11 protein-coding genes and 1 pseudogene are annotated in these 19,463 nt (G+C 36.1%); 11 read left to right on the top strand and 1 reads right to left on the bottom strand.

Annotation, left to right across the window (positions count from 1 at the left end; translation table 11 throughout):
• Positions 1-233 precede the first annotated feature (233 nt).
• From HEQ28_RS10205 to HEQ28_RS10155, 11 genes and pseudogenes are all read left to right on the top strand, one after another.
• Positions 234-2,489 (top strand): TonB-dependent receptor domain-containing protein, encoded by a 2,256-nt coding sequence (locus HEQ28_RS10205; protein ID WP_434502124.1) that lies wholly within the window; start codon positions 234-236, stop codon positions 2,487-2,489.
• Positions 2,486-2,713 carry a cysteine peptidase family C39 domain-containing protein gene (locus tag HEQ28_RS10200; RefSeq protein ID WP_434502123.1) on the top strand — a complete coding sequence of 76 codons (228 nt, stop codon included), beginning with the start codon at positions 2,486-2,488 and terminating at the stop codon, positions 2,711-2,713. Before HEQ28_RS10205 ends, HEQ28_RS10200 begins: the two co-directional genes overlap by 4 nt.
• Before the next feature lie 114 nt (positions 2,714-2,827).
• Positions 2,828-3,226, top strand: coding sequence for a hypothetical protein (locus HEQ28_RS10195; protein WP_434502122.1), 399 nt, complete (start codon positions 2,828-2,830; stop codon positions 3,224-3,226).
• A gap of 429 nt (positions 3,227-3,655) precedes the next feature.
• Positions 3,656-3,967, top strand: a pseudogene (locus tag HEQ28_RS10190) (carboxypeptidase-like regulatory domain-containing protein); the annotation flags it as partial.
• A 51-nt stretch (positions 3,968-4,018) separates the two neighbouring features.
• Positions 4,019-5,962 carry a TonB-dependent receptor domain-containing protein gene (locus HEQ28_RS10185; protein WP_434504454.1) on the top strand — a complete coding sequence of 648 codons (1,944 nt, stop codon included), beginning with the start codon at positions 4,019-4,021 and terminating at the stop codon, positions 5,960-5,962.
• Positions 5,963-6,086: 124 nt separating this feature from the next.
• Complete coding sequence (locus HEQ28_RS10180) at positions 6,087-6,998, top strand: GLPGLI family protein (protein WP_434502121.1); 912 nt, start codon at positions 6,087-6,089, stop codon at positions 6,996-6,998.
• Between the two features lie 4 nt (positions 6,999-7,002).
• Positions 7,003-9,615 (top strand): hypothetical protein, encoded by a 2,613-nt coding sequence (locus tag HEQ28_RS10175; protein ID WP_434502120.1) that lies wholly within the window; start codon positions 7,003-7,005, stop codon positions 9,613-9,615.
• Positions 9,616-9,925: 310 nt separating this feature from the next.
• A complete protein-coding gene (locus HEQ28_RS10170; RefSeq protein WP_434502119.1) occupies positions 9,926-12,211 on the top strand; it encodes a TonB-dependent receptor domain-containing protein in 2,286 nt (761 codons plus the stop codon).
• A 136-nt stretch (positions 12,212-12,347) separates the two neighbouring features.
• Entirely contained in the window at positions 12,348-14,639 is a 2,292-nt protein-coding gene (locus HEQ28_RS10165; protein WP_434502118.1) for a TonB-dependent receptor domain-containing protein, read from the top strand.
• A 364-nt stretch (positions 14,640-15,003) separates the two neighbouring features.
• The gene (locus tag HEQ28_RS10160; protein ID WP_434502117.1) at positions 15,004-15,474 is read left to right on the top strand and encodes a hypothetical protein; all 471 of its coding nucleotides are present in this window, start codon (positions 15,004-15,006) and stop codon (positions 15,472-15,474) included.
• Between the two features lie 3 nt (positions 15,475-15,477).
• Positions 15,478-15,933: a hypothetical protein gene (locus HEQ28_RS10155; protein WP_434502116.1), complete on the top strand. Its 456-nt coding sequence runs from the start codon at positions 15,478-15,480 to the stop codon at positions 15,931-15,933.
• A 1,408-nt stretch (positions 15,934-17,341) separates the two neighbouring features.
• Here the strand turns inward: HEQ28_RS10155 and metG are convergent.
• A complete protein-coding gene (gene metG, locus HEQ28_RS10150) occupies positions 17,342-19,405 on the bottom strand; it encodes a methionine--tRNA ligase (protein ID WP_434502115.1) in 2,064 nt (687 codons plus the stop codon).
• Positions 19,406-19,463 lie beyond the last annotated feature (58 nt).

The following is a 19,463-nucleotide window of genomic DNA, read 5'->3' as shown; positions in this document are numbered from 1 at the left end:
ATTAAAACATGAAAAAAATATGTTTAGAAGTAAAAGTATATGTTTTAATTGTAAAAGTTTAAAATCCTGCAATATGAGACATCGTCGATGCTTTGTGAAAATAATTAAAGCGTACGGAATAGAAAACTGGGATTATCCAGATCCCCGATGTATTTATGCTCCTGAGATACATTCTGATTTATTATATCGCTAAAAGTAAAATGATGAAAAAATCGTTTTTAATTTTCCTGGTTTTGTGCTATTCCTTCACGGTGTTTGCACATGATATTCAAAGTATAGTCGTTGATAAGAACGGTGCCCCTTTGGAATTCGCCAATGTAATTCTATTACATGCTGCAGACTCAGCATTTGTAGCTGGTGGGGTAACGGATGCCAACGGACATTTTTGTCTGCAGAGTGATGATGAGAAGAATCTCATAAAGGTAAGCCTCGTCGGGTATGCGACAAAATATCTTTCTTTGCCTCTCCCAGATAAAATACAATTAAGTCCTTCATCGGTGAACCTGAACGGAATCACTGTGAAGGCAGCCAGAAAATATGTCAGGGCATCCCGCAATGGACTGATCGTGACTATGGAGAACAATCCGCTGGCCAGACTGCCGTCTATATCAGATGCCATCAGACAGATGCCGATGATAGACCCTTCCGACGGTACGGTCTTGGGCAAGGGCGCCCCGGAAATATATATCAACAACCGGAAAGTGCGGGACGCAAATGAACTCAAAGAACTGTCACCCGAAAGAGTCCTCAGTGTAGAGATTATTACTCGTCCGGGAGCCAAATATGCATCTGATGTCAGATCAGTCCTGGTCATACATACCAGAAAACCGGAGCCGGAACTGGCGGGAATCGTGACCGGGACAGGTACAGCAGCGGAAGTGCTTTCCGGAAACATGAATACTGATCTTTCCTATATGCTGCATAATGGCATCGGATTCTATGGTGGCGCAATATTCTCTGATGATGCTTACAAGCAGAAAAGAACCTATACCGAAATCTTTAATGACAACAAGTCTCAGACTATAACACAGGGCACCTATCGCTCACGCTCAAAGACCCTTAAAGCCCATATAGGTGCCAGTTATGATTTCTCGTCAAATTCCATTGGTATAAGATATGAATTTACCAGAATGCCGGTAAATCATTACAAGGCAGAAACCGGAATAACCGCTTTCTCCACACCAGGAGAGGAAGCTGGCTTGTCACTGTCTGCAACCAATTCTCAGAGCTATCAGCATTACGTCAACGCATATTCAGACTTGAAGTTTGGACCCAAAAAGAGCATGGAGCTTACAACTGATGCCGATTATGTCTATGGAAGCAATGTAAATGGTTCGCATACAAATGAAACGGGGGATATGGAACTGTGGGACATGTCAACCCATGCAAATACGGCCTATTATCTCCTGGCCGCAAAGACGAATCTCAATATCGTATGGAAGAAGCTGACAACGGATCTGGGATTCCAATATTCGTTTACAAGAAACAAAATGGATTTTGATGGAAAAGACAATACCGGAATATCCTTTCTTACGGCATCCCGTAATCTGGAAAAACAGCATTTGTCTGCCGGATACGTAAATATGGTTTACCCTCTGAATGCCAGCTGGAGCTTGAACGGAGGACTGAGATTTGAGAATAATGCATTTGACTATCTGGAAAATAATAAAAAGATCGAAGACCAGTCAAAGACTTTTACGGACTGGCTTCCTCAATTTGGAATAAGTTTCCAGAAAGGCAACTGGAATGCCAATCTTACTTTCGATTCCAATATTACTCGTCCGGACTATAGTGAACTCAACAACAATTATTCCTACGTGTCACATACCTCATGGGAAACAGGCAATCCTCTGCTGAAATCCTCTCTGACCCGTTCTCTGGATTTAGGCGTTTCGTGGAAACAAACTATATTTGAAGCAATATACAGCCGTAATATCCGAAATATCAATACTATATACACTTATAAGCCGTCGGATAATGTCAATGTACGTCAGGAGATAAACCTGCCGGATTTCAACAGTCTGGTCTTAATCGCGTCACAGAGCCTGGACATAGGGCTGTGGCATCCGATGATACAGGGACTGTTGTATGTTCAGAAACTGAAATATGGAACACCGGTCTGTTCCTATAACAAACCGGTGGAAAAAATAACAATGAGTAACCGGTTTGATTTGCCAGAGGGGGTGTATGCCTACCTTGGTGGAATTTGGACGAGTAGAGGAAATCAGGCTACATTATTCTCTGAAGGCAGTTTTACCACTTATTTAATGTTGAACAAGAGTATAAAGAGCTGGTCCTTCAATCTCATGTACAATGATTTTGCAAACACATACAGGCAGAAAAGCCTTGTCAATACCAATGGGGTGTCGTATGATGAGAACCGAAAGGGTGCTTCTTCTTTAGTCCAGTTATCTGTAACTTATACTTTCAAGAACAAAAAAACATTCAAGGGAAAGGGTGCGGCAACAGAAGAAATGAAAAGGTTATGAAATTTCCAATAATATATCAAAATGACAGCATGCAATGCGGCGTTGCCTGCTTGCAGATGGTAAGTAAATATTTCGGCAGGGAGTATTCTCTCCACTTCCTGTCGGATATTTGCTTCGTCACAAGAGGACGTTTTTATGCTGGAAATCTGTGTGCTAATGATATTGTTTTCATTCTGTATGTGCTAAAGCTACCGCAGAGAAACTTAAAGAACCACTTTGAATAAAGTAGAATCGATTTATATATGGAAACAACTTATAATATTGAATTTAGGAGCGAGCGAGTCAGGAAAATAATAGGCAAAGTGCCTCCCCGTCTCATAAGCTTAGGAATAACAATTGTGACATTGTTTATTGCGGGAATGATATTTGTGGTAACAACAGTGCACTTTCCGTTTACGATAGAGTGTAGTGGAGGTATACATTATTTTGAAGTTTCTCCAAATACTTACTATTATGCCAATATAGAAGTTCCTTATAGATATTTATATCTGTTTCATAAACACAGACGTTTCAACATATCTTTTGAGGGCTTTAGGGAGAACGAAACGGTTGTTGCAACGACAGATGGTTTTGATGACAGGGTGATAACTAAAGAAGGAGAAAATTACTTTGTAGCTTTTGCACGTATATTGAATTCTAGAGTGTATGGACATAAAATACAACCTAATCAGAAATTCAAAGCAGTGACGGTTGTAAGCGACAAGACTTTATTAAATCTTATATTCCATGGGGATTAATACAAAGTAATTATTCCCTAATATTTAAACGACTATTAAGATATAAATGGAAGAAATGGTGAGCTAAATGTTAACCCAGTGTAAAAATGGGGTATCATTTAGTCACCATTTTGATTTTCTTGTATAAAAATTTGGATAGCAATAAAAACGTTTATAACTTTGCTCTGCCGAAAGACAAAACTAAATAGAGATTAAAACATGAAGAAGACCACTTTAAATTTTATTATGATTATGTTGCTTAGTTCAACATGTATTAGCGCATTCGCTAATAACCCTAAAGATACCCCAATGCCAACAACTGGAGTTCTAGATATCCCAATCCACAAATCTCTGCATATATATTTTTTTAAAAATTGTAGATTAGATTATTCTAAATCTAAAAGTCTATATGAGAAGCCTGATAATTATTTCTTAGATAAAGCTTAGAATATGAATCGGTTTCTTTTTTTTGTTATATTTATATTGCACACGGTTCTTTCTTTCTCGCAAGTTATCTCCGGAAAGGTAGAGGATGAGCATCATCAAGCCGTCGCCATGGCGAATATCTTTTTACTTTCTGGAAAGGATTCTTCTTTTGTTAGGGGAACGGTTTCTGCCGAGGATGGATCCTTCTCTCTTCAGACCTCTCCGCAAAATTGTTTGCTGAAAGTATCGGCTGTAGGCTATAAGACTGTCATAGAAGAGGCTAGGCAAGGAGATGCCGGGGTGATCGTGTTGAAAGAAAATTCTTTGATGCTAGGCTGTGTGGTGGTGAAAGGAAATCTGCCAAGACACCAGCTTACGAAGGAGGGGATGAAGACATTGGTGACTGGAAGCGTGTTGGAGAAAATCGGTACGGCTAATGAAGTCCTGGAGAAGATCCCTATGGTGACGAAAAACAGCAATGGGGAAATACAGGTTTTCGGCAAAGGTACTCCCATTATCTATATCAACAACCGTAAGGTTATGGATAAAAGTGAACTAGAGCATTTGAGTTCCGAGAATATCCAGAGCGTGGAGGTAATCAACCATCCTGGTGCAGGATATGATGCCACAGTTGGTGCTGTCATCAGGATAAAGACAAAGAATAGGGATCAGGGCCTTGGTTTCAGCTTTGCTTCCCAGAACAAGTATGACCATTATTTCTCTGAAAACCAACGAGCAGAGATCAACTATCAAAAGAAGGGACTGAATATCTTTGGCATGCTGTCAGCGGGTACAGGACAGAGAAGAAGCACAATTTATGGTGATCAGACCAATTTTGCGGATACCGTATGGAATCTGAAAAGCACAAGCAAGTCCTATCACCGACTATCCGACCTGCAGGGGAAGGTAGGATTCGGGTATGATGTAAGCCCTCATCATTCTTTCGGGGCTTATTATCAATATAGTGCGGATAAAGATAAGGAGTATGACCATTTCATAAGCGATGTCTTCTCCAACGGTACCTTCTATGACTCCTGGAACAGTTCCGGAACGACTCAGGAAAAGAAGCGTCCGGGACATGATGCAAATATATACTATAACGGGACCTTCGGGGATTTCTCGATGAACTTGAATCTGGATTATGTATACAGCAAAGACAACCAAAACCAGATACAGAGAGAGTTAAGTCAGAATTACACTGATCGTAGCGTCATCACTCATAATACCAGCCAGAGCCGGTTAGGGGCAGTCAAAGCAGAGTTGTCATACCGCCTTTCACCTTCTGGAACAGTTTCCATGGGGGAAGAATATACGAATACACACCGTAAGAATCTGTTTGATAATATTGAGGGTGTATTTTCAGACAACAATAATAAGATGCAGGAGAAGAACTCCGCTTTATTCCTTCAATATTCTCAGAAATGGAATAAGATACAGCTGAATGCTGGAATGAGATACGAGCATGTCAGCACTGTATATACATTGAATGGAGTGCGTCAGGATGACCAGAGCCGGAAATATGATAATCTGTTTCCGGACTTATCTGTTAGTTTTCCGATAGGAAAAGCCGAATTTTCTGTAGGATACAGCAAAAAAGTGCAGCGTCCGGGATACAGCCAACTGGATGGAAATGTCTATTATCTCAACAGATTCCATTATCTCAGCGGAAATCCAATGCTCCGACCTACCTATATTGATGCCGTTACGGCAAATGTCAGCTATTCCTGGTTGTTTTTTACAGCAAGTTTTTCTCATGACAAGGATATCATTGTCTATTCCTCCAACTATGACCAGCAGGATCCGAAAATAGCTTTTGTTACCTTTGAAAATGCCAGTCACCTGAATAGGCTCAACTGTTATGCTAGCCTATCACCTACAGTAGGATGGTGGCATCCAACATGGAACGTCGGGATGAACCAGCAATGGTTCAAATACAACTATTGCCAGCAGATCAAGTCTTTTAACAAACCGATTCTGTTTTTCCAGTGGTATAATGCCTTTAACCTTCCTGATAATTACCAGCTGCGTATCGACGGCAATTATCAGGGGAGCGGAAATAACCAGAATATGAAACTGGATGATCTCTGGAATATCGATGCCAGTGCCAGCACGTCCTTCTTCAATAATCGTCTAAGCATTCGGTTTGCTGTACATGATATCTTCAATATGTACAAGTTTAAGCCCCAAATGTACAATCACAATTTACTGATACTTCAGCAGAATGTTACGGATACCCGTTATATCACTTTAACCTTGCATTATAATTTGAATATCTCTGGTAAAAAGTACAAGGGAACGGGGGCCGGAAATGAAGAGAAGAATAGACTATAAATAAAGAGAATGGATAGAATATTTCCCTTTTTATTTCCAAAAAGATTCCATGAAATGTGGTATAGCTTGTCTTTTGGGGAGTATTGTAAGGAACTTGGAATTATTATTTGAAAATAAAACAGATATGAAGAATGATAAAAAGCTAAAGTTCAATATGGATGAAATAAGTATTGTGCTTGATACTAAAAAACATGGAGTATTAAATAGAGACAACATGCTAATCAAAATAATTTGTATAATTATTTTATGTATGTTTATTTATACCCCCTTGATAGCTCAGACGAAAATAGATGAAGCTAATTTCGAGTGCCAATATGACTACACCTATGCAAAAGATACTCTTAAGCGGATAGATCAAAATGATAGACTTGTGTTGTTGTTAGGACAAAAAACATCTAAATGTTATAGCTACTATAGTATGCAGATAGATACGATTTTTGCTTCTCCTAAACGTGATGAGATAATGAAGAAAGTAATAAATTTTGCGTTCAAGTCTAAAACCGACTATCCACATAAGCGTATGAAGGCTTATGTTTACAAAAACTATCCTGATGGCAAGATGACCGTTACTGATGGATTATCTCTTCAGGATTATCAATACGAAGATTCCATGAATTGCATGAATTGGACAACTGGAGACTCTGCAAAAACTGTTTTAGGATATACAGTTCAAGATGCAACTTGCAATTTTCGTGGGCATAAATGGCATGCTTGGTTTACACCTGATATACCAATAATGGATGGTCCCTGGAAGTTTCATGGTTTACCTGGCTTAATAATGGAAGTGACGGATGAAAAAAGATATCATGTTTTCAAAATAGTTGGTATTAGAAAAGTTACGAATATGCCTATCGTCTTTAGTAAGACCTATGTAGGGACAGAAAAATTTGAAAAGATAGATAGACGTAAATTTTTAAAACTCGCAAGAAAATATTTGGAGGATTCTGCTGGTTATGTTAAACTAGAAACAGGAATAGATCTGGATCAAAATATTACCATTCAAAAGCTTAAATATAAGCCTTTAGAGACAGAATAACGATATGAAATATATTCATCAATTAATAATTCTAATCTTGTATAGTCTTATATTGCTATCAGCAAATGCCAAACAATTAATATTGACAGGCTTTGTACATGAAATCACATATGGCAAACCTTTACCAAATGTGATGGTTACTTTGCGTCCAGAAAACAGTAAACATATTATTAAATTCGTAAAGACATTGGATGATGGTAGTTATAAAATAATAGCAGACGATATAAGTGATAGTTGTGTTCTCAATTTTTCCATAGTAGGTTATGCTACAAAAACTGTTCATGTTGTTGATGGTATTACGAATTATGATGTTGGTTTAGAGGAACATGCTACACAGTTAAAAGAGGTTCTTGTGAAAGCTCCCAGCATCAGGCAACATGGTGATACTATAAAATACAATGTAGCTAGCTTTGCTGATGGCAGTGATAAATCTATTGCTGACGTTTTAAAGAAGATGCCCGGAATAGAGGTTACCGATAACGGAGAGGTTAAATATAATGGAAAGGCTTTAAATAAATTTTATATAGAAGGGCATGATATGCTTGGAGGAAGATATGCCTTAGCAACAAACAACATTCATTATAAAGATGTAGCTACCGTTGAAGTTATGGAGAATCATCAACCTATAAAGGCTTTGGAAGATATGTCTTTCTCTGAAAATCCAGCAATAAATATTAAACTCAAGGAGTCAGCTAAAAGTAGGTTGGTAGGAACCGTCAAAATTGGTGGGGGAGTCGATCCTGATATTTGGCAAAGCGAGGCTTCCTTAATGAGATTCACAAAAAAAGCCCAGTCACTGAATACATTTAAAAGTAATAATGTGGGTGATGATATTTCTCAGGAAAATAATATGCTCATCACCGATGGCGATTTCGGATTAGGCGACCAAAAATATGAGTTAAAGAAATATATAGATGTTATACCAGATAAATTAACGGATATTTCTGAAAATCGCGTTTTGCGGAATAGAACAAAAACGCTAACAACAAACAATCTATGGTCGCTTAGTAATAATACTGATGTGTCAACTCAATTGCTCTATACTCATGACAATGTATCATCATCTGCTCAAACATGGACATCTTATTTTATGAATGATAGCATACTTGAATATGATGAAAATGAATCGGCAAAATCTAAGCAAAATAACTTATCAGCAAGTGTAATGGTGACTTCAAACAGCAGTAATGCTTTTATCTCAAATACCTTATCGACAGATTTAAAGTGGAATGATCTATCAATAAACATGACTGGAATACGCCCTAATGTTCAAGATGCAAGATTACCTTATTACAAGGTTCAGGATAAGTTGGAGTTGTTGAAACGTACAGGGAACAGTGCATTTACATTTAATAGCAATAACATTTATTTATCTCAGCCACAGTCTCTTGATGTGAGACAAAAGACAGGACAATTATCTCAGAATGTTCATCATAGTGCTTTTTATAGTAACAGTAATACGTCTTTAGGATTTTATCTGAAACCTTTTACTGTTACAATGAAAGTTGGAGTGATTTTGTTAAGTCGCGTTATGCAAAGTCTGTTAATTGGGTATGAAGATACCTTGGGGTATGCAAATAACACAAGTATGACTTATATAAGAGCTTATGCAACACCCGAGGCAGAATATAATGCGAATGGATGGCATATCAACTTGAGCATGCCTGTTGCATGTACATCTTATTTTTTTAAAGAACTCATAGATGATCAGAAATTCAACAAGCAAATGATGACACTCTCACCGAATCTTCGTATTAAGTATCAATTAACCTCACATGTTGATGTGTCATTATTCGGTGGCATAACGCAGAATACAATTGATGACCAAACCTTTTTTAATGGTCTCATACTGAGCGATTACAGAAATATGTATAAAGGAATTATTAATTATGATCCAGATATAAGGAAATCGGTTTCAATTGCGATGTCTTATAAAAACCCAATTAATTCAGTTTTTGGAAACATGTTACTGTCGCGCAATTGGAACGAAAGTAATATTTTATCTTCTCGCACCTTCTTAGGTAATTATATTTTTAATTCATATATTAAAAATAATACCCATACTAAGAGTTGGTTATATCAAGCAAGAATCAGTAAAGGTTTGGATTTTATTCATGGGATGTTTACGTTAGGATTAAATTATATGAATTTTGATGGTTCTATTTTGCAGGATAATTTATTATCACGTTATAATTCATCTAACTGGACTCTAAATTTTAAAGTTAATGCACGTCCAACTACATGGTTGAGTTTAATATATGAGATTAACTATGGTAAAGATCGTGTAAGTTTTAAGGTTGTTGACCAGTCTTCAAGTTCAACAAATCTTATGCAGCAACTTACTACTCACTTAAACATTCAAAAGCAATGGTTTATAAATATTTCATGTGAGCATTATAGTAATCAGGTAGCAGACAATAAAATGAAGCAGCTTCTTCTTGCAGATATTTCTACTGCTTATAGTTTTAAAAGTGGTGTAGAATTGAGTTTACAAGTGCGTAATCTCTTTAATCAAAAAACATACGGCTATTCTGTTTATTCAGGATTGATACGTATGAGTAAAGAATATGAACTTAGACAAAGGAACATCTGGGCTTCTGTTTTTTTTCATTTTTAATTTAAAGCTTATAATGCAAATGAAATTCTATAGACAAGACGATTCAAAGGGTGGCAGTTCTAAGCACAATACTTAATGGAATCTAATATTCCATGGAGATTAGTAAAAAGTATATCATTCCTTAATATTTGGATGACAACAACGAAATGGTGAGTTACATATTAAACTAGTATTAAAATTTGGCTGGTAATAAAAACGTTTAAGACTTTATTTTGCTGAAAAAATGAATAGAGATTAAAACATGATAAAGAAAATCAGCTAGAAAAATATTTTTTAGCAAATACAGAAAAAATATATCAGTAAAAAAACAATGAATAAATATTTAATTGCACTTATATTATCTATAGCATATCCAATATGCTCAAGTTCACAGAATATATATGGTACTGTCATAGGAGGAAATCATGCTAAGCTGTCTCTTGCGACAGTGGCACTGTTGGAGAAAAGAGATTCTTCTTTTATTTCAGGAGTAGTAAGTAACGATGATGGAAATTTCTCATTTAAAACAAGTCCAGCCAATCGATTGATTAAAGTTTCGTGCGTGGGATATAAGACTACTATTGTACCTGCAGCAGATAGCATGACCGTATTGTTACACTCTTCAGAACAAAATATAAAAGAAGTAACGATTACTGCCACTCGACCTACTTTTAAGATGACGCAGGGATTGTTCATATCCTCTATTCAAGGAACCGTTTTTAGTAAATTAGGAAAAGCAACTGACGTACTGCAGCAGCTGCCGATGATGAGCAGTGATGGTCTCAGCGTATTGGGTAGAGGTACACCGCTGATCTACATTAATAATAAATTGATGAGAAATTCGGGTGAACTGCAAAGAATATCAAGTGATATGATTAAAGATATTAAGATTGATATGAATCCTGGAGCAAAATATGGTTCAAATGTCAGAGCTGTTATATTTATTACCACTGTTAAACCAGTTGGAGAAGGTTTGGGTGGGGATTTGTCATTTCAAGAAAGTGTATCAAACTACTGGAATACTGATGGAGGACTGAATCTTAACTATCGTAAAAAAGATATTGATTTCTTTCTTAGCACCACTTATAATACTTTCAGTGATGCCCATTCATATCGCAAAGATGAATATAATTTTAAGTACAATAATAACGATATCTATGCTAACTACGAAGGTGATGGCTACCAGTCTGCAAAATATGGCTTTATTAGCGTAGGATTTAATGATCAGATTTCTGCAAAACAGTCAATCGGAGCAACCTATAGCTTCTCTAGAGTATTTAACAACAACATGATTCAAACCTATCATAACCAGATGATAATGGATTCTGGCGCATCTGAATTTGATACGAGCAATCATAATTTTACACAGAACGGCAGCCATACCATGTCTGTGTATTATGAAAATAAGTTTAATGACAAACTGTCTCTGAATGTTGATGGAACGTATGGCCACTATAATAATTACAATAAACAGACAGTGAATACCACAGACAAAGATAATAGTTCTACACTTAAACCAGCATCTAGATCCAACTCTGATATGGCGGCGATTAAGTCCATATTTACCTCTCCTATTGCTTTAGGTAAGTTGGAATATGGTTTTGAAACAACTTACACTCGCTATCGTCAAAAGTACAATGTGGAAAATAACGAATATAATGGAGAACTAAAGAACAGTGACAACGAATCACGACAGACTGCAGCTAATCTTTTTGTTAATTACAGCAAAGAATTTGGCAAATTATATACTCAGATGGGTGTTAAATATGAATATACTAACTATGATTATGACTCAAATGGTAAACGTATAGATGAGAGTAGTAGAACATATAATTATATTCTGCCTTCATTAACACTTTCGTATAGTATGAAGAGCCTGTCTCTGGCACTAAGTTATAACATATATACTAACCGTCCCAGTTACAGCCAACTTGACGACGGACTGCAATATATAAGCGATTTCCGTTATTATAAGGGAAATTCGCAACTCAAGCCTACATATAATCATGATATTTCTTTGATAGCATCATATAGGGATTTCCAGCTAGTTTGTGACTATACCTATTCAAAAAATGCGATCATTTCATGGTTTGATGTGATGGAAAGTACCCCTGCCGTACTTTCTACAGATAAGAATTTCTCATACTCTAATATTTATTCCACTATATCTTATTCACCTACATTATTCCGGATATGGAAACCGTCATGGAATATACAGATGTATAAACAGTGGCTGACATACGATGGCTTGAGTTACAATCATCCATCATACATGATAGAGTGGAAGAACCTTATAACCCTTCCAAAGGATTGGAAGATAATTGTCAATGCAAATGGACATCTAAGAGGGAATGCTGATACCTACATGGCTCGCCCTATGATGAGAATGAACATGGCGGTACAGAAACAGATGAATAATTGCAGGCTAAAGTTTGGTGTATCTGATGTTTTCAATTCTAAAGAAAAAGGATATTCTCAATATGTCAATGCATATACCTCACATTATGTCAATAGCTATAGACCAACATTCTATTTTACTTTTTCATACTCCTTTAACCCTGCACAATCTAAATATAAGGGAAAATCAGCCGGTCAGAGTGAGATAAATCGTCTGTAACCGAAAGAATAATAATGGAACATCAATATTAAAAAGTAATAGATAACATAAAAATAAAATGAACAGGATAATTAGATTTAGTTTTCTTTTAATTTTGAGTTGTATATATCAACAGAGAATTATAGCACAGAATATAATGGGAAAAATAACAGATGAGAAATTGGCTCCAATTGAATTTGTCAATGTAGTGTTGTTAAATTCGGCTGATTCATCTTTCGTTGATGGTGTGGTCTCAGACAGTGAAGGTAAATTCTCAATGCCTGCTCATAATGGTATACAGAACTATATTCTGAGTATATCTTATGTGGGTTATAAAACTATATCACGAAAAATAGTTAGTGCTGATTTAGGGAACATTGTTCTGCATGAAGAAGCAAAAGCACTTAATGAAATTGTTGTTCGTGGACATAGACCTATAATTAAAAGAGAGATAGATCGCTTGGTATTCAACGTTAGTAATACGCCTTATCAAAAAGGAAATACTATAATGGACCTACTTAGAATGACTCCACTTCTAAAAGTTACCGACAATGCAATTAGTATTATAGGTAAAAGTAATGTCAGAGTTATGTTTAACGGTAAGATATCTTATTTGGATAATAGTGATATCATTCAATATTTAAAATCGTTGCAATCAGATGATGTAATTAGTATAGAGGTTATAACAACTCCTCCTGCAAAATATGAAGCTGGTGGTAATGGCGGCATGATTAATATTGTTACAAGAAACAGAAAAGATATTGGACTTGATGGTAATGTAGGAGTTTCATATACACAGAGATCTTACGCAGGAATAAGTTCTAACGCTTCAGTAAACTATCGGTCTGTTAAGTCTTTTTTGTCTTTTAGGGTACGCCAAAGCAAGAGTCAAGGATCTGTTGATGAGGCTTATCAGATTTTGCAAGACAGAAGCGGTCAGAACAGTGTAACATCAAGAAAGGATACTTATGACAATATAGGTGGAAATATGACGTTTGAACATCAAATAACTCCATTGGCTACAATAGGTTTAGTTTATGATTTTAATCGTGGTGATGATAATTTGGATATTCATAATAAGTATTACTACTACAGCAATAGTAAACTTGATTCTTTGTTGAACACATATTCTGTTCAGTCTGGAAAGACAATATCACATACTCTTAATCTCTATTACGATTTGAAGCTTGACAGTTTGGGTAAGAAACTGGGAATAGCAGCTAACTATATGAGTCACACACCCGATAAAGAGGTTAATTTCACAACTTTAAATGAGCAGACTAACAACAAGTATATTGTAAGGGAACCAAACAATATAAGATACTCGATTTATACAGGAGAGGCAAATCTTGAATTGCCATTTAAATCATTTAAGTTGGAAACAGGAGCTAAATACAGTCGTGTTATAAACAAGTCAGATATGCAATATTATAATTTGAATGATAAAGAGTATGTTGCTGACATAAAACGTTGTAACATATTTAATTATCGAGAACAGACTTTAGCTGGCTATATAAGTGCTTATAAATCTTTTGGTACCTATTTTTCAGTTCAGGCTGGATTACGTTATGAGCATACTTTCGTGAAAGGTGTAACTCCAAATAATAGTTCTGAGGATGTAAAAACAAATTATGGGCATATATTTCCTACGTTATATTTTACATATAAGCCAAGTGAACTAATTGATATCCATTTGAATTATGCGAGAAGGATTAACAGACCATACTTTAGAGCATTGAATCCTTTTAAATGGTATACTAATCCAAATAATGTAGACCAAGGTAATCCTGCTCTGCGTCCTTCTTTTGTGGATAATATAGAACTGGCGTACGTTTTTAAAAATAATTTGTCGGTAACGGCTTACTTTCAAAAAGAGAATGATGCCTATGGACAGTCACTGAATATTTCAGATGACAAGACTACTTATAGTACTTACGAGAATATATATAATAACAGACAGTTAGGTCTAAACGTAAGCTATTCTCTAAACCCTTTTGAATGGTGGAATATATCTTTAACAGGTAACTATATTTACAATAAATCAAAGATAAAGAAGGCTGACTACATACCACAGAATGGAGGGTCTTTTGATTATAAATGCTGTAATACGATTTCATTTGGGAAAGATCGCAGATTCCAGTTTTTCTTGAACTATTCTCAAAATCTAGCTTACAAAGTAGGTACAACTTATGATAAAAGCTACGCTGATTGTAGTGCTGGCTTGAAATACTCTTTAATGCATAATAACCTTGTTCTAAATCTGTATGCTAACGATTTGTTTAAGCAGGATATTGTTAAGCGTGAGAAGTTTGCAATAACGAATACTCAAATATATCATAATTATTATGACAGTAGATATATACGTCTAAGTGCTGTTTATTCATGGGGAAAGACAAAGGTAAAATATCAGAAGAAGAACGTTTCGTTTAATGAACGGAATAGATTATAGTATTAATTTTAAAATTTGTTTTATGAGACAATTAAATTTAATCAGTTTAACTGATTTGGAGAAGCTAAATGCTTCAAATATAATGGGAAGGAGTTTGATAAGATGAATGGTTTGAATGCGTTTGATTATGATGGCAGGCAATATAATTCGATAGTTCCAATATGGGAAAGGCAAAAGTGGATTTGACAAAGCAAATAATTTGTTTAATAATGATACTTCTCATAAACGGCATCTTGAACAAGATATACATAATGGTAATCCTTGGAAATATTATGAATAATTAATGGACCAGATCACAAAGAAATATTTTGGATATATAAAAACTTTAAAAACAGAATTAGTAATAATCATAAGAATGTACTTAATGGAGAATAATTTGAAATATATTTATCTGTTTATTTTGCTGTTTTTGTTAGGCTCTTGCCGAAAAAATAACGAAACTTCTGAATTTACAGTAGATCCTCCCTATCAATATAAAGTGGAGTATATGAAAGATACTATCAGAATAACAGATTTATTAACTATAAAATCTAAGGGAGTAGATGAATATCCTATTATATGGGTGAAAAAAAATGGAATGTATTATTATTATAATTTTCTGATGATGTCAACGAGGGGGGATACTTCTTATGTTGTTCCAACAGGCGAAATGGTTAGGTCTATGAAAGAAAAGAGGGTTATCCGTAAAATAGGTAAAAATTTATATTCAAATAAAGTGTATTGGGAATTTTCACCCCACCATTGGGAACTAAGTTCTGCTATTATTTATGATAAATCTTATCGAATAATAAAGTTTCAGTATATGTTGGAATGTAATTTTATACTTAAAAAATAGATTATGAATAATATAAATATTAAGATGTTTTTAATATTTTGTGTCGCTCTTTTGTTGAATTCCTGCAAAAGAAACACCAAGATTTATACTTTCATTTCCCCATATAAATATCGGGTAGAATATTCGGGTAATAAAATTAATATTATCAAAACTGATAATACAGGAAAAGTATCTTCTATTATATTGACTAAAAAAAATGGTGAGTTTTTTGATCAAGCTAATCATTTGAAAATGTCATTAAAAGATACGGTTTATTTTTTCCCTCAGAAAGCAAATAATATTGTATACAAAAAACAATTCATAAAAATTTGTAAAGAAAGTGATAGCCTTTATTCCTCTTCAGTATCATATCATTTGAACGAACGCGTTTATGAACTGATATTTGTTGTCTATTATGATAAATCTTATCGAATAAAAAGAATAAGGTCTGAAGGATTATGTGAGTTTATTAATAAGTGATCCTTCTACCTACTGACACAATTAAGAAAGTTCTAAAATTTTCATAACTGCTTACCATATTTATACCCGACACTGGGAGATTGAGGAAAGTTCCATGAAATGAAGTCTCTGATGAACTTAGGTAAGACTCTGGCGCATGATGTGAATTACTCTGAAGAGTAATAAATTAAATGTTTTGAGACTTGATTTTTCAGTGACGATTTGAATTTTGCACTTTTGTGGGGCTTCACTGCGTTTTTTATGTTATTTAGCTACGAAGCTACGGCATCTCTCGCAGAGCCTTTAAACAGAGGGATTGACGATACGTAGCTAGGAGGATTTAGCTACGGTAAGCTACGTTCTAGCTACGTCATTTTTTTCTGCTTATATAATGTACGTGTATGCACGCGCGCACTTAGGACTTATTAAAAACAAGTGTCGAAGTGTCAACTTAATGAATACCAGTATTTTATCGACAAATCAGACGTCGTAAAGTGACGGTGAGCTGACGGTTAAATATCGAGTTTTGCATGCGTTTCTATATAGAAATGCATCTGATTCCATATAGAAACGCAAACGTTTCTACGATGTTTTACCTTCCATTTTATCGCAAAACGCAATGCAATATAACGTAAAACGGATTACAAAACATCGTAAACCGCATCAAATTACTTCGCAAAGTGTAATTCAATATGAGGGGAATTTTCCCTTAGATTTTACCGACGAATAACCGACACTTAATGCCACTTGAAAAGTATTCTAACAAATTGATGCTCAACGGATAGACACTTCGACACTTGTTTTTACGAAAAACCCAGAGTGTGCGTGTAGGCATGCGCACGTGTATTACGATGTGTAGCATCCAGTAATTGAAATTTTGGCTAACAGGCTAACCTAAATCTGATTGCATGGACAAAATTTTTGGAGTATCTTTGCCGAGAATTCAGTGGGATTCAGCAGAATAGTTAAACAAGCTTGGAAATTCTGCTCTCGTTTACACATCCCCAGTTTCTCAGATGCAGCCAACGATTCTTTGATAAATTTACTTATAGAATAACATTCCATCCTAAAACTACACAAGTTTACGTAGCTAGAACGTAGCTTACCGTAGCTAAATCCTCCTAGCTACGTATCGTCAATCCCTCTGTTTACAGGCTTTACGAGAGATGCCGTAGCTTCGTAGCTAAATAATAAGTAAAACGCAGGGAAAGCACTCTAAATATGCAAAAAATCAACCCGTTGCTGATGCCACTTTAAAATGTTAGTGATTATATATTTAAATCGGTTCACATGAAAATATAATATAACTAATTGATTTTAAATTAAACACAGACTCATTTCTTGTTTAGCGTGACTGTAATGACCGTAAATAAAAAATCCAACTGCAATCAATGCAGTTGGATTTTTTGTATTATCGTTAAGCCTTGGTTTAGCAAATCTTGCTTCCTGGCTTCACATTCTTCAAAATAGTTGTTACGCTGAGGTCACCGTCGAAGTTCTCAGCACTTAATATCATGCCTTGACTCTCTATGCCCATTAGCTTGCGAGGGGCAAGGTTAGCAATAAAGAGTACGTCTTTGCCTATAAGGTCTTCTGGGCTGTAGAACTTTGCTATACCCGAACATATTGTGCGGTCGGTACCACTACCGTCGTCAATAGTGAATTTAAGCAGTTTGCTGCTCTTCTTTACTTTCTCACAGTCTTTGATATGACCTACACGGATATCTAGTTTCTCCCATTCGCTGAAGTCAACATTTTCCTTTATAGGTTCAGACTTATATGTCGCAGCTTCATTGGCTTTCTTTGTCTCAGCCAATTTGTCTAGCTGTTTCTGTATAACATCGTCCTCAAGTTTCTCAAACAACAGTTCTGGTTCTGCAAGCTGATGTCCTGCTTTGAGTAAATCAGTGCTTCCTAGCTGTGCCCAATCGAAACTCTCCATATTGATTAGTTTACGTAGCTTATCAGAAGAGAATGGCAGGAACGGTTCAAAAGCAATAGCTAGATTGGCTACAAGCTGTAATGATATGTTGAGGATAGTCTCTACGCGCTTAGGATCTGTTTTCCAAACCTTCCATGGTTCGCATTCGGTGATATATTTATTACCGATACGAGCAAGAGTCATAGCCTCTTTTTGAGCCTCACGGAACTTGAATACATTAAGATAAGACTCCAGCTTATCTTTCACATCCTTAAATTCCGCAAGCGCAGCACGGTCAACATCCTGTAGTTCGCCACAGGCAGGTACAACACCATCCCAATATTTCTTTGTTAGCTGAAGTGCACGGTTGACGAAATTACCATATATAGCAACAAGTTCAGAGTTATTGCGCTCCTGGAAGTCTTTCCATGTGAAGTTGTTGTCTTTTGTCTCTGGAGCATTGGCTGTGAGAACATAACGCAAAACATCCTGTTTGCCAGGAAGGTCCTGCAAATATTCATGCAACCATACCGCCCAGTTGCGACTTGTTGAAATCTTGTCGTCCTCAAGATTGAGGAATTCGTTTGCAGGAACGTTATCTGGAAGTATATAATCTCCGTAAGCCTTTAGCATTGTTGGGAATATAATGCAGTGGAATACGATATTATCCTTTCCGATAAAATGCACTAGACGTGTTTCTGGATCTTTCCACCACTTTTCCCAGTTGCCAAACTTTTCAGGCTCATTGTCACAAAGTTCTTTTGTATTGCTGATGTAACCGATAGGAGCATCAAACCATACGTAAAGCACTTTTCCATCTGCACCTTCTACAGGGACAGGTATTCCCCAATCAAGGTCACGTGTCATAGCGCGTGGCTGTAAATCCATATCCAACCAGCTTTTGCACTGTCCGTAAACATTTGGACGCCATTCCTTGTGTCCTTCAAGAATCCATTTCTTAAGCCAGCCCTGATACTCATTAAGAGGGAGGAACCAGTTCTTTGTCTTCTTTATTACTGGCTTTGAACCAGATATTGTGGAATGTGGATTGATAAGTTCCATAGGACTAAGGTCGCTACCACACTTCTCGCACTGATCGCCATAAGCATTTAAATTATGGCAGTGTGGGCATTCCCCCATGATATATCTATCTGCAAGGAATTGATGAGCTTCTTCATCATAATACTGTTCGCTTTCCTTTTCAACAAGTTTGCCGTCTTCGTAAAGTTTCTTGAAGAAGTCGCTTGCTAATTTATTATGAGTATCGCTAGTAGTGCGACTATATACATCAAAGCTGATACCAAATTCCTTAAAAGAATCTTTTATCATCTTGTGGTAGCGGTCACAAACATCCTGTGGCGTTATACCTTCTTTCTTTGCCCTTAAAGTGATAGGAACTCCATGCTCGTCACTACCGCCTATAAATACTACATCCTGCTTCTTCAATCTGAGGTAGCGGACATAGATGTCGGCAGGAACATAAACTCCAGCCAGATGACCGATATGTACACCACCATTAGCATACGGCAGAGCCGCAGTGACGGTGGTACGCTTAAATTTATTTTCTTCCATCTAAATCGTTGACTTTTAATTCTTTGTGTGCAAAATTACAACAAATCGGGCGTAATAC

It is taken from the genome of Prevotella sp. (genome assembly GCF_051059605.1).
Lineage (GTDB): Bacteria > Bacteroidota > Bacteroidia > Bacteroidales > Bacteroidaceae > Prevotella.
Note: the sequence above shows the minus strand (reverse complement) of the source record. Positions and strands in the feature narration are given on the sequence as shown.